Origin of the sequence: Pseudomonas sp. S3(2024) (genome assembly GCF_036861315.1) — a bacterium.
Lineage (GTDB): Bacteria > Pseudomonadota > Gammaproteobacteria > Pseudomonadales > Pseudomonadaceae > Aquipseudomonas > Aquipseudomonas putida_A.
Genome location: NZ_JAZAQQ010000004.1, coordinates 505,743 through 519,602, shown reverse-complemented (window position 1 = coordinate 519,602; position 13,860 = coordinate 505,743). Strand labels below are relative to the sequence as shown.

11 protein-coding genes are annotated in these 13,860 nt (G+C 62.2%); 3 read left to right on the top strand and 8 right to left on the bottom strand.

The features are described from left to right. Positions 1–2: 2 nt before the first annotated feature. The 3 genes from VLA07_RS14025 (at position 3) to VLA07_RS14015 (ending at position 4,545) form a co-directional block, all read left to right on the top strand. On the top strand, positions 3–857 hold the full coding sequence (locus VLA07_RS14025; protein ID WP_333989480.1) for a MaoC family dehydratase: 855 nt from the start codon (positions 3–5) through the stop codon (positions 855–857). Positions 858–1,159: 302 nt separating this feature from the next. Further along, positions 1,160–2,740, top strand: a complete 1,581-nt coding sequence (locus VLA07_RS14020; protein ID WP_333989479.1) for a collagen-like triple helix repeat-containing protein — start codon at positions 1,160–1,162, stop codon at positions 2,738–2,740. 134 nt (positions 2,741–2,874) lie between these two features. Then, the gene (locus VLA07_RS14015; RefSeq protein WP_333989478.1) at positions 2,875–4,545 is read left to right on the top strand and encodes a ShlB/FhaC/HecB family hemolysin secretion/activation protein; all 1,671 of its coding nucleotides are present in this window, start codon (positions 2,875–2,877) and stop codon (positions 4,543–4,545) included. A gap of 169 nt (positions 4,546–4,714) precedes the next feature. On the opposite strand, the gene VLA07_RS14010 is transcribed toward VLA07_RS14015, so the two are convergent. The 8 genes from VLA07_RS14010 to VLA07_RS13975 all read right to left on the bottom strand — a co-directional run bounded on the left by VLA07_RS14010 (position 4,715) and on the right by VLA07_RS13975 (position 13,847). Continuing rightward, positions 4,715–7,120, bottom strand: a complete 2,406-nt coding sequence (locus VLA07_RS14010; protein WP_333989477.1) for an autotransporter family protein — start codon at positions 7,118–7,120, stop codon at positions 4,715–4,717. A 226-nt stretch (positions 7,121–7,346) separates the two neighbouring features. Continuing rightward, on the bottom strand, positions 7,347–7,619 hold the full coding sequence (locus tag VLA07_RS14005) for a DUF3613 domain-containing protein (RefSeq protein ID WP_333989476.1): 273 nt from the start codon (positions 7,617–7,619) through the stop codon (positions 7,347–7,349). A 17-nt stretch (positions 7,620–7,636) separates the two neighbouring features. Beyond that, entirely contained in the window at positions 7,637–8,359 is a 723-nt protein-coding gene (locus VLA07_RS14000; protein ID WP_333989475.1) for a tetratricopeptide repeat protein, read from the bottom strand. 23 nt (positions 8,360–8,382) lie between these two features. Then, positions 8,383–9,267: a type II secretion system F family protein gene (locus tag VLA07_RS13995; RefSeq protein ID WP_096794837.1), complete on the bottom strand. Its 885-nt coding sequence runs from the start codon at positions 9,265–9,267 to the stop codon at positions 8,383–8,385. 1 nt (position 9,268) lies between these two features. Next, positions 9,269–10,153, bottom strand: coding sequence for a type II secretion system F family protein (locus VLA07_RS13990; protein WP_330207397.1), 885 nt, complete (start codon positions 10,151–10,153; stop codon positions 9,269–9,271). A gap of 18 nt (positions 10,154–10,171) precedes the next feature. Beyond that, positions 10,172–11,440, bottom strand: coding sequence for a CpaF family protein (locus VLA07_RS13985; RefSeq protein WP_330207398.1), 1,269 nt, complete (start codon positions 11,438–11,440; stop codon positions 10,172–10,174). After that, positions 11,437–12,627 (bottom strand): pilus assembly protein, encoded by a 1,191-nt coding sequence (locus VLA07_RS13980; RefSeq protein ID WP_333989474.1) that lies wholly within the window; start codon positions 12,625–12,627, stop codon positions 11,437–11,439. The genes VLA07_RS13985 and VLA07_RS13980 overlap by 4 nt, the downstream gene beginning before the upstream one ends. Continuing rightward, a complete protein-coding gene (locus VLA07_RS13975) occupies positions 12,624–13,847 on the bottom strand; it encodes a type II and III secretion system protein family protein (RefSeq protein WP_096794833.1) in 1,224 nt (407 codons plus the stop codon). Before VLA07_RS13975 ends, VLA07_RS13980 begins: the two co-directional genes overlap by 4 nt. Between the last annotated feature and the right edge of the window lie 13 nt (positions 13,848–13,860).

The window sequence follows — 13,860 nt, the reverse complement described above, 5'->3', positions numbered from 1 at the left end:
GCATGAGCATTGAATGGCACACCCTCGACCGTGAACCGAGCCTGCCCGGCCTGTACGCGCGGGCCGCGACACGGCGCAAGATCACCGGCACCCGACTGCCCGACAGCGGTTTGCGCTGCTGGGTCGATGTCGACCCGCAAAAACTGGCGGCCTATCGCAAGGTCTGCGGCTTTACCGATGACGGCCTGCTGCCGCCAACTTATCCACACATCCTCGCGTTCGCCCTGCAGATGCAATTGCTCACGGCCAAGGCGTTTCCGTTCCCGTTGCTGGGGCTGATTCACCTGAGCAACCGCATTCGCGTGTTGCGGCCGATGGGCGGGATCAGTCGCGCGCAAGTCAGCGTCCGCGCCCATAACCTGCAGCCGCATCCCAAAGGCGCGACCTTCGAGGTGTTGACCAGCCTCGATGATCAACTCGGGCCGCTGTGGGAAGCCGAAAGCCAGATGCTCTGTCGCGGCGTGAAACTCGACGGCGAACCCGTTGAGCAACACTGGGAACCGTCCCAGGTGTTGACGCAAGTCGCGCAATGGAAAGCCCCGGCCGATATCGGTCGGCAATACGCCAAAGTCTCGGGCGACTACAACCCGATTCACCTGAGCGCGGCCAGTGCCAAGCTGTTCGATTTTCCCACGGCGATTGCTCACGGTCTGTGGAACAAGGCACGAACCCTCGCCGCGCTGGCTGATCATCTACCCAAGGCCAACCTTGAAATCGCCGTGCACTTTCGCAAACCGGTGCGCTTGCCCAGCGAGGTCTCATTGCTGGCGAGCGCGCCGGGATCCAGCGGCGAGTTGCGCCTGATCGGCAACGGCGATCTGGAACATATGGTCGGTCAGTGGCAACCGGTTGCCTGAGTATCCGCCCGGGCAAGCCTGTAAATTGTGTATATATCACTTAAGTTTTTCCGCGTTTGGCGCCGCACTCTGAAAAACTCCAGGCCTTGATTTTCAAGGCCTTTTTTTATGCGTCTATATCCTGGGTATTAGTCCTTAGGCACGGCGCGGCGCCTTATATATAAAGGCGTTAATACCAACTTGAGAATGGTGGAAAAGCACCGCGCGATCGAGATTGGCACCACGGACGAGGCATCACCGGCGACAGATCGGTGAGCCATCGAAAACGACGAATGTTGTTACAGGTGCAAGGAATCTCAATCATGAAAACTCAAGTGTGGTGCAAATCGGCAACAGCTCTGGCATTGATCCTCTCCCTTGGCCTCGCTGGCTGCAGCAGCGGCGGTGGCGGCCATCACAGCAGCTCCGGCAGCTCTTCGCCAGACAGCGCGACGTCGGGCACTGGTGGCACAGGCGGTAGCAGTGGCACTGGCGGTACTGGCGGCACCGATACCGCTGGCACAGGTGGTACCGGTGGCACTGGCGGTACGGGCACGACCAACCCGACCAATCCGACGAACCCGACCAATCCTACCAATCCGACAGACCCTACGGATCCAACCAACCCGACCAACCCGATTACCACCCCGCTGGTGACCACCACCCTGGTGCAGGATGTCGGCAACACCGTCGCGGGCGTCGGCAGTGGTGTCGGTCAGGTCGGCGACTCCTTGAGCACCGTTCCAGTAGTGGGCGGCGTGGTGCAAAGCGCAGTAAAAACCACAGGCAATGTGGTCACTACCCTGGGTGATGGCGTGGCCAACGGCATCGGCAAACTGGGCACGGTCGACAATGGCCTGGGCGTCACGGCGTCCTCGGTCGGCGGCGTGGTTTCAGATGTCGGTACCGGCGTCTCGGACCTGAGCGGCAAACTGGCGACCGCCACCGGCAGCGTTCCGGTCGTCGGCGGCGTGGTCACCAAAGTGGCACCGGTGCTCGACGGCGTCGGTGAAAAAGTCACCATGCTCGGCGACACCCTGAGCCTGGCCACCACCACCGGCCCACTGGGCTCGGTGACTAAAAGTGTCGGCAACGGTCTGGTGCCAGTGATTGCCATGGTTGAAAGCACCACCGACAAAGTAGGCGATGCAACCGGCCTCGGCGCTCCGCTCAATGGTGTCCTCGGCCAGGTCGGTGGCGCCGTCAAAGGCGTGGGTGGTCAAGTCACCGGTGCTGGCGGCGGCAACGCCTTGACCAACACCGTCGGCGGCGCCTTGACCAACGTCGGCACCGCCGTCGGCAAAGCCGGCGGGCTGGTGGACAACGGCACCAGCAGCGGTGGCGGATTGGGCGGTGGTCTCGGCGGCGGTCTGGGCGGTACCGGCTTGCTGCAAACTGTCGGCGGCGCCGTGGTCAACGTCGGCTCCGGTCTGAATGCCGGCAGCACCAACGGCGTGGTCAGCGCCGGCGGCGTCACGGCTGGCGGACTGGGCAACACCATCGCTTCGCTCAACACCGTACTCGGCGGCTCGGGCACTCCGATCACCGCCACCACCTCGCCACTGGCCACCGTCGGCGCCACCGTGGGTGCCGGGCTTAACCCAGTCACCAGTGCGGTCACCAGCGTCACTCAACAAGTCGGCGCCGCGACAGGTCTGGGCGCGCCGGTCGCCGGTCTCACTGGCCAGGTTGGCGGCGCCGTCAGCGGCATCGGCAACACCATTGCCTCCACCAACAACCCGGTCACCACCGCCGTGGGTGGTGTGGTCAGCAACGTAGGCGCCACCGTCGGTGCGGTCGGTGGTCTGGTCAGCGGCGGCACCGCCACCGGAGGCACCGCAACCGGAGGTCTGGGCGGTGTACTCGGTGGCCTGACCGGCGCTCTTGGAGGCAACAAACGCTAAATTGCACCTGGCCGATTCGACGGCCGCACCTACAGCGCCTACGCTTGGTTGAGGGCGGAAGATTCCCACGAGTCTTCCGCTTTTTTCTTAGGAAAAATTCAGCCCAGCGCTGTGATCTGACCATGGAGTGTCCTATGCGCGTAATGGCATCCCTGCTGTTCCTCAGTCTCAGTTCCGCCGCCCTCGCCGACACCCTGCCCAGCTTTCTCAACAGCAACGAAACCACGCGTAACCTGCCCGTGCCGAACCTGCCGGCAGATGCTTATCGCCCCGCCGCCACGCCCCTGCAAGTACCCGACCCCGGCGCGGCCACGACGCAGCCGCTGTTGATGGAAACCAAAATCAACCTGAAAACCGTGCAGATCGAAGGCGGCACGATCTACCCGCTCAACGAACTGGCCGAAGTCTACAAACCCCTGATCGGCCACCAGAGCAGCCTCGCCGACCTGATCGAAGCCACACGCGACATCACCCGGCGCTACCAGAAGGACGGCTATCTGCTGTCCTATGCCTTCCTGCCGCAACAGCGTTTCGACGATGGCGTGGCCCGGGTGGTGTTGGTGGAAGGTTATGTGCGCGATGTGCAGGTGCAGGGCGATGTCGGCCGGGTCAAAGGCCTGCTCGACGAACTGGCAGCCAAAATCCAGGCCGAGCGCCCGCTGACCCGCAAGACCTTCGAACGCTACACCACCCTGATGACCCGCATCCCCGGCGTGACCATCCAGGCGCAAGTACCGCCGCCCGGCACCACCGACGGTGCAACGACGCTGGTGGCCCAGGCCAGCCGCAAACCGTTCACCAGCACCATGAGCACCACCGAAGATAACCGCAACGGCACGCAGGCATTGCTGGGGGTCAGCAGCAACTCGCAGACCGCCATGGGCGAGCAATTGACCCTCAGCGGTCTGTTTCCACCGGGCGACGATCACGAGCGCTACTACCGTGTGGACTACAACCAGTTCCTCAATAGCGAAGGTACGCAACTGAGCCTGTTTGCCTCGCGCTACCGGGCCGATCCGGGCACCAATTTGCTCACCAGCGATGGCTTCGAACTCAAACCGCACAAGGAGGACGATCGTTACTCCATCGGTGTCAGCCACCCGTTCATTGCCGCCTCCAACGAGCTGCTTAACGCGGGAGCGCGGCTCTATGCAGTGGATGACAAAAACCGCTACGACGTGGTCGGCTATCCGCTCAGCATCGAAGAGCGCACCAACGTGCGTGCCCTCGCATTCGAGGGTGACTGGCGCAAGAGCGATGCCCGGCAACTGCGGATTCTCAGTGGTGGCGTGTATCAGGGTCTGGACAGCATGGGCGCGCATTCCAACAACCCGGCGCTGGACCTGAACTTCCTGCGCCTGCGCCTCTCCGGGGTGCAAAGCGACAAGTTCTTCGACAACTGGCAAGGCGTGCTGTCGGCCGCGCTGTACTGGAGTGATGACACCCTGCCTGACAGCGAACGCGCGGTGTTCGGCGGGCAGAATTTCGGCCGTGGCTACCCGGACGATCAGGCATCGGGCGACAAGGGCTGGGGTGCGGCTTACGAGGTCAACTACAGTTTCAATCGCGACGGCAACTGGGTGCGCATCCTGCAGCCGTACGTGGTGCTGGACCGTTCGAAAACCTGGTTCAACAAGCTGGCGGTGCAGAGCAATGACCTGTCATCGGCAGCAGTAGGCCTGCGTTTTGGCGATGCCAAGTACTACAACATTGCGTTGGAGGCCGCCAAGCCGATGTCCGATGAAGCGCTGGATACGTTCAATCGTCGGGCGCGTTACAGCATCAGTTTCAGCTATCAACTGTAGGGTGTCAGATCAATCAACTGAGCAGGCAGACCGCTTGCTCTCACATTGCAGCGCACATCACTGTGGGAGCGGGCTTGCTCGCGAAAGCGGTGGATCAGCCAGCATTTTTGCCGACTGACACTACGCCTTCGCGAGCAGGCTCGCTCCCACAGGTTTTACCCGATGTGGATCAGAACGCGTAACGCACCTTCGCGGTGAAACTGTCGGAGTCGAAACCGCTGGAGGTCAGATAGTTGTAAGAGCCGCCGACGCTCCACGCGCCCATGCGGTAGTTGGCGCCCAGGCCCAGTTCATAGCCGTCACGCACCGGCGTGGTACCGCGGCTGACGGACGACTCGCCCCCCAGCACGAAGGCCGATGTGGTGCTGACCTTGTCACCGATGAAATCATGCCAGGCCATCAGCTTCGCTTCCGGTTCCAGGCTGCCGCTGCCGACATCGAATGCCGCCGCCAGACGTGCACCGACGCCCATCTCACCGACTTCATAACGCTGACTGCCGACATTCAGCGACGCCGAGCTGCCCTTCTCGCGATACGCATCCATGCCCACGTTGGCATAGCGCGCGCCGACCTGTGGTTCCAGCACCACATCAGGCATCAGCCGCAGGCTGTAACCGGCCAGTGCGCTTACGCCGAATACATCACTGTCGTAATCAGCCTTGGCCTGAGTGCCAGCGATATAACGTTTGGATTCGTTATCGTTCCAGCCGTACATCAGCGTCGAGTCGACGAACCAGTTGTCATGCACCCAGTTGCTGTACAGCGTCAGCGCATGCCCGGTGACCTTGGTCTTGTTGCCGAGGTCGGATTTCACATCGGTATCGAGGTAGCTGTAAGCCAGACCCAGTGTGGTATCGGCATTCAACTGACCATCGGCACCGACCGCGATCCCGTGGCTGTCGGCGTCATAACCGGCGACACCGCGACGCTCGTCCTGATTGGCATCGCTGCTCAAGGCTTGCAGCCATACGCCTTTTTCCGGGGCGCCGGTGGCTGAGCGTGCGCGACTGGAGCGATCATTGATCACGCCCGAGACCAGCGTCTGACTGTTGGTCGCCGCGTGCAGTACACCACGGCTGACATCCGGGCTGAGGGTTTCACTCAGGCGCGCCAGTTCGGCATCGGTGCTCGCGTTGGCGAATGCCTGGAACACCGGATCCTGTTCATCGAGGCGTGCCAGCAGTCCTGGCACATGCCCGACCGCCGTCGCCGCGTTATCACTGCCGCCGACTGCCAGGGTGTTCTCGGCCAGCACCTCGCTCGACTTGGTCGTCACCACACTGGTGATGTCATTGCCGACCACACCGAAACTCTTCACATCCAGCAGCGCGGAGGTCGAGGTCACGGTCAGGTTGTTGCCACCGACCAGACTCCCCGAGCTGATCAGGGTGTAACGCGTTCCACCGGGGCTCACGCGAAAATCACTGGAGCGCGCCAGCAGACGCAGCTGCGCGCCCGGGGCGATATCGGTGGTGCCGGTGACTTTCAGCACAGGCAGCGCCGGGTTGGTGTCATTGCCCAGGTACATCTCCAGCAGCGAGTTCGACTCTTCCATATCGAAGTCGCCGATGAAGGTGGTGTGCGGCTTCATCAGGGTCAGCGTGCCCTCTTCGATGGTGACGTAGCCGGAGCGGATGGTCGAACCGTCGAAAGTCGCATCACCGTCGACCAGTACTCCAGACAGGCCGAGCAAGTCACCCTTCACCGCGCCGCCATAGAAATAAAAGTAGCTCGCGCCGTCATCGACCTGGATCGCCGCCTTGCCACCCTCGATCAACCCGTTCATTTGATAGATGCCGAAAGGCAGGGCGCCACTGGCCTGGCCGCTGACATGCACACCGATGTCCTCGCCGGAGATGGTTCCGCCGTTCCACAGCCTGGTGGAGCCGGAACCCGCTGCGCCGCTGAACTTGACGCCCTCGAACACCAATGCCTGGGCATTGGCACCGGTCGCACGGATAGTCCCGGTGTTGTTGACCGACTGGCTCAGCGTCGCACCATCGAGCAATACGCCCAATGCATCGGTACCGCTTGCATTGATGGTGCCTCGGTTGCTGAGCCCGGTCATGCTGGTATGCACCAGCAGCAGGCCACTGGCGGTCTGGCCGCTGACGTCGATGCTGCCACTGTTGCCCAACGAATCGCCCAGCGTGCTGCCGAGATCGGAAATACCGCTGGAGGTGCCAGCGTCGGCCAGACCGTGAACTGAAATAGAGCCTTCGTTGAGCAGCGCGCCGGCGATTTTGGTCGGCACCACTCCAGCGGTCCCAAGACTGATCCCGGTGCCGAACCTGGCGCCGTCAATCCGGATATTGCCGGTGTTGCGCAGTTGATCCGCCGTCACCCCCGAGAGCTGTGCGCCGTAGGTCGTACTCACCTGGGAAACGGGAGCGATATTGCCGTTACCGCTCAGAGTGATCAGCCCCCAGTTCTGCAGGTTACTGGTCAGCGGGCCGCTACTCAGATCGTGGTTCAGGCTCGCGCCGGCGGCGATAGCCATAGAGGTGTGCAAAGCGGCGGCGGCGGCGGAGATGGAGAGCGCCAGGGCAGAGCGGCGCAGGCATACGATAGTCACGCGAGATTCCCTTCCAAAACATGAGAAACAGTTTCAGCAGGGTTCGTTACATGATTCAGGCATCCCTACCGTCCCACCAGGTCGTCCTGGTTCGGGCGCGGGGAATGTATACGAGCCATCACTTTGATACCACACAAAAGTCAAAGTGATGGCGTCAATTTTCAAGACAATCCATCCAGTATCCGCTCAGGCCGCATCTCCTGCGCGCTTGAGCGTTGCGATCAACCTAGTTCTTGGTCTCGATCTTGCCGCCCGCATCCGGGTCGTAAAAATCCGGAATCTCGTATTTGTATTTCTTCAACCAGCGTTGCAGCGCCAGCTCCCGCTCCACCGCCGTGGCGGTTTGCGGCTTGGGCGAGGCGGCCTGGTTGCGACTTTGCAGCACCAGCCAGCCTTCGGTTTCCTGTTGCTGCGCCGAGGCCGGGCCGGCGTCGATCGCCTGGGCGGCGAACGGCAGGCTGAGCAGGGCCAGGCAATAAACACTGTGCAAGGTGTTCATGGTCATCTCCCGGAGTGTCACTTGAGCGTCGACGGTTGTGGGTCAGCCACCACCGCTACTTGATTACCAACCGCGGTCGGGGCCTTGGCCGGCACCTTGAGTTTTTCCGCGCGGGCCTGGGCGTCGGCGAACTGCTCCGGCGTCAGGTGCGCGCGGCTGACGATTTCGGCAGCTTGCTGCCAGTTGTTCTGGTACAGCAACAAGCTCACCAGATTCAGCGTGGCCAGTTGATCGTTCTGCTTGAGTTCAATAGCGGTCAGAAACTCGAAGCGCGCGTCTTCAAGACGCAACTGGTTGAGATAGACCACGCCGAGGTCGTTGCGGATTTTTTCATTGGTCGGCGCCAGACGTACCGCACGCTGCAAGTGCGCCTGGGCCTGGCCGTTGTCGCCACGGGCGGCATAGATCTGTCCCAGGCCATGTTCGGCATCCGCCGTCAGACAGGTGCCGAGCAAACCGCGATACAGCGGCTCGGCTTCACTGCGCCCGAGCAAGCGGTAGACCCTGGCCTTGCGCAGGCGTACCTCGACCAGTTTGTCGGGCAGGCTTTGCAGGTTGGCCAGGCTGGCGTGCAGTTTGCCGTCGTTGGCCAGATCGTCCGCCAGGTTCAGTGCCAGTTCCTGTTCGGAATCGAGTTTGCTGCAACTGGTCGGTGCGAGCATCGCCGACCACGGCGCCTGACCGTCGGTGGCGCAACCACCGAGCAACAACACACTTGCCAAGACAATCAGTGCTTTCATCAAACGCTCTCCATGAGCCAACGTCAGTTTGCAAACGCCCGGGTAATCGCGGTGAACCCCGGGCCGGCCAGTACGATCAGCAAGGCAGGAAACAGAAACAGCATCATCACCACCGACATCTTCGCCGACATCTTCGAGATGTATTCCTGCAGTCGGGTGAGGCGGCGGTCGTCGAGTAATTGTTTGAGCGCCAGCAGCGATTTCATTGCCCCGCCACCCTGCTGAATCAGTTGCTGCAGGATCACGCAGGTGTCGGTGAACTCATCGACCGCCAGCATCACCGAGGTCTTGTTCAACTCCTGTCCCAGCTCCAGTCCCGAGTCGACCCGGGCCAGAATCAGGCGCAGTTCGCGGGTCAGTTCCGGCAGCAGTTTCTGCCCTTCGGTGCTGAGCACGCGCAAGGCTTGTTCAACCGCCATGCCCGACTCGAAGAGGATGCGCAGCAGCGGAATGAACGTGGAGATTTCCACGGCGATGGTTTTCTGCCGACGCCCGGCGGCGTAAGCCAGCAGCCGCTTGGGTAACAGGTAACCGGCGCCGGTGGCGAGCATCGGCACGATCCAGCGGTTGGCGGCGTGCGGAAAAAAAACTTCCTGGAGAAAGATCGCCAACCCAAGCGTCAGCAGCGGCGTGCCGATCTGGCAGGCGGCGAACAGCGAGCGCTCACTGGCGCGGCGCCAGCCGAGGCGACTGAGCAGGGTCTGGGTTTCGCTGTCGATGCTCACCGAGCGCTGACCGAACCTGCTGTTACCCAGAGCCCGCAGCCAGTTACCGAAACGGTTCTCGCGCACCAGATGCCCCTGCAAACGCTGGTTGACCTGGCGCACCCGGCGGCGCTCGGTCAGCAGGTGATTGACCACCAGCAACAGCGCGCCGAGCAGCAGCATCAGAGCGGCGAGATAGACCATTTCAAATACTCCGCAACATGCGCCACAGCGCCAGGCAACCGGTCACTTGCAACACCACGGCGATGATCAACATGGTCCGACCACCGGAGTCGTGCCACATGCCGAGCATGTAGCCGGGGTTGGTCAGCATGAAGTAGCTCACTAGAATCACCGGCAGCGAACCCAGCACCCACGCGGTCATGCGTGTTTCGCCAGTCAGTGCGCGCAGTTGCCGGGCGCCCTGGTCACGTTCGCGGATCAGCTTGATCAGGTTCTCCAACAGCTCGCTGGCATTGCCGCCGTAGCGATGATTGACCTTGAGGCCGAGGGCAAACATGCGCAGTTCGTCCTGTTCGTAGAGTTCGGCGAAATCGCTGACCGCATCCGGCAGATTGACCCCCAGCTGCACGTTGCGCTGCACCCGGCCCATGGCTTTTTTCAGCGGATCCTCGCTCGATTCGATGCCGCCCATGACGGCGTCGCTCAAGGTGCGGCCGGACTTGAGACTGCGTACGGTGTAGTCGAGCATCTGCGGCAACTGCTCGATCATGCGTTTGATCCGCCGGTGGTACAGCCAGGAAATGTACAGGCGCAGGATCAGCGGCGGCGCCAACAGCATCGCCAGCAAACCGATCCAGTCCGCCAATAGATAACCCAGGACAATCGCCACGCCCCACAGGGTCATCCACAGCCCGAAACGCTCGCTGGGACGGCCAAGCCCGGCGCGCAAAAACATCCGTTCAAGCCCGACCCAGGTCGGCTTCTGCGCGGCCAGTTGCGGCTGCCCCGCCGCGAGACGATTGAGAACCCGTTCGTTGCTGGTCTTGTGGATACCGTGCACGAACAGCCAGATCGATAGCCCGAGCAGGATCAGACACAGGAGGATGAGAATGGCCGGTCCGATCATGATGCAAGTCCCATGCGGTCAGCCCAGGTGGGTCTCGTGGCGCAACTTGTCGCCCGCCGGATTGACCGCTTCGCGCAGGAAGCCGAAACCAGTGCGCCGATCAAGGCGAAACAAGGTGTTGGTGACGTAGACGTCTTCACGGATGCCGACCACTTCCACCACCTCGCTGACACAGCGGCGGCCGTCGGGCATGCGAGTCAGCTGGATGATCACATCGAGGGCGGCGCAGATCATCTGGCGCAAGGTGCGCTCGGCGATCGAGCGACCGGTCAGCCCCACCAGCGTCTCCAACCGCAGCAACGCATCCTGGGCATTGTTGGCGTGTACGGTGCTCATCGAGCCGTCGTGACCGGTGTTCATCGCGGTCAGCACATCGACCACCTCGACTCCACGAATCTCGCCAAGGATGATCCGGTCGGGGCGCATGCGCAGGGCGTTGCGGATCAGGTCGCTGGCCTTGACTTCGCCGTGGCCCTCGGCATTCGGCGGACGGGTTTCCAGGCGCACAACATGCGGGTGGCTGAGCTGCAATTCGGCGACGTCTTCGATGGTCACCAGACGTTCGTGGGGGTTGATCAATTGGCTGAGGATGTTCAGCAGCGTGGTTTTGCCGGTGCCGGTACCGCCGCTGATCAGCACGTTACAACGCTTGCCGACCGCCTCCTGAAGGAACTCGAAAATCGCCAGATCGATGGTCTGCATCGCCATCAGATCACTGCTTTTGAGCATGTCCTTGCGAAACTTTCGAATCGACAGGCAGGGGCCGTCGAGCGCGATCGGCGGGATGATCGCATTGACCCGACTGCCGTCCGGCAAACGCGCATCGACCATCGGCGAGGACTCGTCCAGGCGTCGCCCCAGTGGCGCGAGAATCCGTTGCATGACCCGTTCGACGTGGTGCGAATCGATAAAGCGCAGGTCACTTTGATGCAACACACCGTCGCGCTCGATGAACACCCGGTGTGGGCCGTTGACCAGAATCTCGGTCACCGACGGATCGCGCAGCAGTACTTCCAGTGGGCCGAAACCGGTGAGTTCGTCGACGATTTCTTCGGCCAGCCGCTCCATCTCGTAACGGGAAATCGCCAGGTGCAGGCGGGCGATGTATTCGGCGACCTTGTCGGTGACAAACTGCGCCAGCAATTGGCGCGAGCCCTCCAGCAGGTTTTTCCCCGACTCTTCGATGGCGTCGATGATGTAGCGGTGCAGGACCAGTTTCAGGCCTTCGTGATCGGTATTACCGGTCGCGCCGCGCTGCACCGCGCCGAACAGTTTTTCCGCGCTCATGAGGTGCCTCGCAAGCGGTCGAACCAGGTGACTTTGGGTTTGGCCAGGCCTTCGGAGCGCTTGGCCAGACGCTCACCGAGAGCACGCAGGCTTTGCGTGAGTTTTTCCCGCGGGGCCAGTTCGAACAGGCTGACGCCCTGGTTCTTGGCGTTCAGGCGCACTTCGGTGTTGGCCGCCAATACCGCGATCACTTCGAGGTTGAAGGTTTTGCCCAGGGTTTCAGCATCCGGGGCAACGCTGCCCAGATAGCCGTCCACCAGCAAACGCGCGTGGTCGAGCTTCATGCCTTTCTCGCGCCAAAGATTGAGCACGGCCAGGTTGCGGCGGCAGTTGAGCACGTTCTGATCGGTGTACCAGATCAGCTTGTCGCAGTGGCTGACAAAGGTGCGCAAGGCTTCACTGTCGGACTGCCCGGTGAGGTTCACGACGATGTGCTGGAAGTGTTGGCGCAAGGCGCTGAGCAACATGTACAGCTCGGCGGCGCTGGTGCCTTCCAGCGGCTCGTCGCTGCTGGCATACGCCAGAATCCGCAGCCCCGCTTCAGCGCTGGTGAAGGCACTGTCGATCAGGGTCGCGTCGAGCCTGCGCAAGTGACGCAAGGCATCGCCGAAGTGGAACGAACTCTCGAGCCCGAGCAACGCCAGGCTGTCGCCGCGCGGCAGCCCCAGATCCAACAGCAGGGTCTGTTGTCCGCTCTTTTGCACCACCTGCGCCATATGGTTGGCCAGCAGCGCGCCATCGCAATAGCTCTGCGTACCGTACAACACCGTGAGGCCGCCAAGATGCGTGTTGGCCGCCACCGGTGGCAGGCGCTTGTTCAAGCGCCGTACCAGCCCGGCGACTTCACTGGCCCGCGAACCGTAGGCGACGAAATCCCGGGCGCCGGCACGCATGGCGTTGAGCACCAGTTGGTTGTCCATGCCGTCGCCGAGCGCAACGATGGCAAGCATCGGCTTGGCTTCCAGCGCGCCTTCGATCAACGCACTCTGCGCCACCACATGGTCGCGATCGAGGCCGACGAACACCAGGCTGGCGAAGGTGACATCGACCAGCGCCAGCAACTCGTCCAGGCTCCCGGCCCCGGCGCTCACCACTTGGCCCAGCGGCGCGAGTGCGCCTTGCAGCCACTCCAGATCGGTGCTGTTACGGGTGATCGCCAGAAAAGTCTGGCTGAGGTTCTGGTTCATTGGGACAGCCCACTGCGTTTGTCGAAGTTGCCGTTTTCGAGGAAGAACATGCGGTAGAAATTCGGATCGTAGTTGCGCAGTTTTTCCCCCGGCAGCGATGGCAGTTGCGCGTCCGCCGCCAGAGGCTGCACCAGGTGCGGGGTGACAATCATCAGCAGTTCGCGCTCTTCGCGTCTGATCTGCGAGCCTTTGAAAAAGGCGCCGAGCACCGGGATATCGCCCAGCCCCGGAAACTTGTTCACCTGCGAACTGTTGGTGGTGCTGATCAGGCCGCTGATCACGAAGCTTTCGCCATCGGCCAGCGAGACGCTGGTGTCGGTACGGCGGATGGTCAGGGCCGGCACGGTGGTGCCGGCGATCTGCACGGCGTTGCTCAAATCCAGTTCGCTGACTTCCGGTGCGACTTTCAGCGCGATGCGGTCGTGGCTGATGACGGTCGGGGTCAGGGTCAGGCGGATACCGAACTCCTTGTACTCGATCGACACGTTGTCGCTGCCGGCGCTGGGCACCGGAATCGGGATTTCACCACCGGCCAGAAAGCTTGCGCTCTGCCCGCTCAACGCCACCAGGCTGGGGCGTGCGAGGGTGTAGGCGAAACCGCTGGTTTCCAGCGCGTTGATGATCGCCATGGTCTTGCCGCCGATCCACGAGAAATTGAACAGGCCGTTATCCACCGGTAGCCTCGGCGTCGGCACGCCGTCGATCGGTGGCAACGTACCGGGCGAACCAAACAGGAAATTGCCCCGTGTACCGATTAGCGAAGCGGTGGCTTCCTTGAGTTTGGTGCGGCTGACTTCGACGAAACGAATGTCGGTCTGCACTTGCGAGGGCAGCGTCGGATCATCGGAAGGCATTCTGCTGGCGCTGGTCAGTGCGGCAGTGGCACTGCCCTTGACGAACACCATGCTCTGGCGCGGCTCACTGGAGCACGACGTCCAGACCATCAGGCTGGTGGCGCCGGGGGCCACGCCGGTGAGTAGAAACGAGGCGCTGCCGGTGTCGTGCACATCAGCGATCTTCGGGTCGCCGATAGCCACGCGGGTGATTGCCACGGGCGACTGGATGTCCTGCTGGAAGCCTTCGCCGATCTCGATCACCGGCGGCATACGGCCGAGTGCCGAGCAATTGCCGGTGGCCGCGACGGCGGCGTTGATCGACAGTCCCATCAGTATCAAGGCCCGGACGACAGGTGTTAATAGCGGCCTGAATCGACTCTGCATGCACGTGGATCCT

What these genes read in the sequence shown, in the direction of transcription:
- VLA07_RS14025 (WP_333989480.1), top strand. Translation starts at nt 3, where the DNA reads ATGAGCATTGAATGGCACACCCTCGACCGTGAACCGAGCCTGCCCGGC.
- VLA07_RS14020 (WP_333989479.1), top strand. Translation starts at nt 1,160, where the DNA reads ATGAAAACTCAAGTGTGGTGCAAATCGGCAACAGCTCTGGCATTGATC.
- VLA07_RS14015 (WP_333989478.1), top strand. Translation starts at nt 2,875, where the DNA reads ATGCGCGTAATGGCATCCCTGCTGTTCCTCAGTCTCAGTTCCGCCGCC.
- VLA07_RS14005 (WP_333989476.1), bottom strand. Translation starts at nt 7,619, where the DNA reads ATGAACACCTTGCACAGTGTTTATTGCCTGGCCCTGCTCAGCCTGCCG.
- VLA07_RS14000 (WP_333989475.1), bottom strand. Translation starts at nt 8,359, where the DNA reads ATGAAAGCACTGATTGTCTTGGCAAGTGTGTTGTTGCTCGGTGGTTGC.
- VLA07_RS13995 (WP_096794837.1), bottom strand. Translation starts at nt 9,267, where the DNA reads ATGGTCTATCTCGCCGCTCTGATGCTGCTGCTCGGCGCGCTGTTGCTG.
- VLA07_RS13990 (WP_330207397.1), bottom strand. Translation starts at nt 10,153, where the DNA reads ATGATCGGACCGGCCATTCTCATCCTCCTGTGTCTGATCCTGCTCGGG.
- VLA07_RS13985 (WP_330207398.1), bottom strand. Translation starts at nt 11,440, where the DNA reads ATGAGCGCGGAAAAACTGTTCGGCGCGGTGCAGCGCGGCGCGACCGGT.
- VLA07_RS13980 (WP_333989474.1), bottom strand. Translation starts at nt 12,627, where the DNA reads ATGAACCAGAACCTCAGCCAGACTTTTCTGGCGATCACCCGTAACAGC.
- VLA07_RS13975 (WP_096794833.1), bottom strand. Translation starts at nt 13,847, where the DNA reads ATGCAGAGTCGATTCAGGCCGCTATTAACACCTGTCGTCCGGGCCTTG.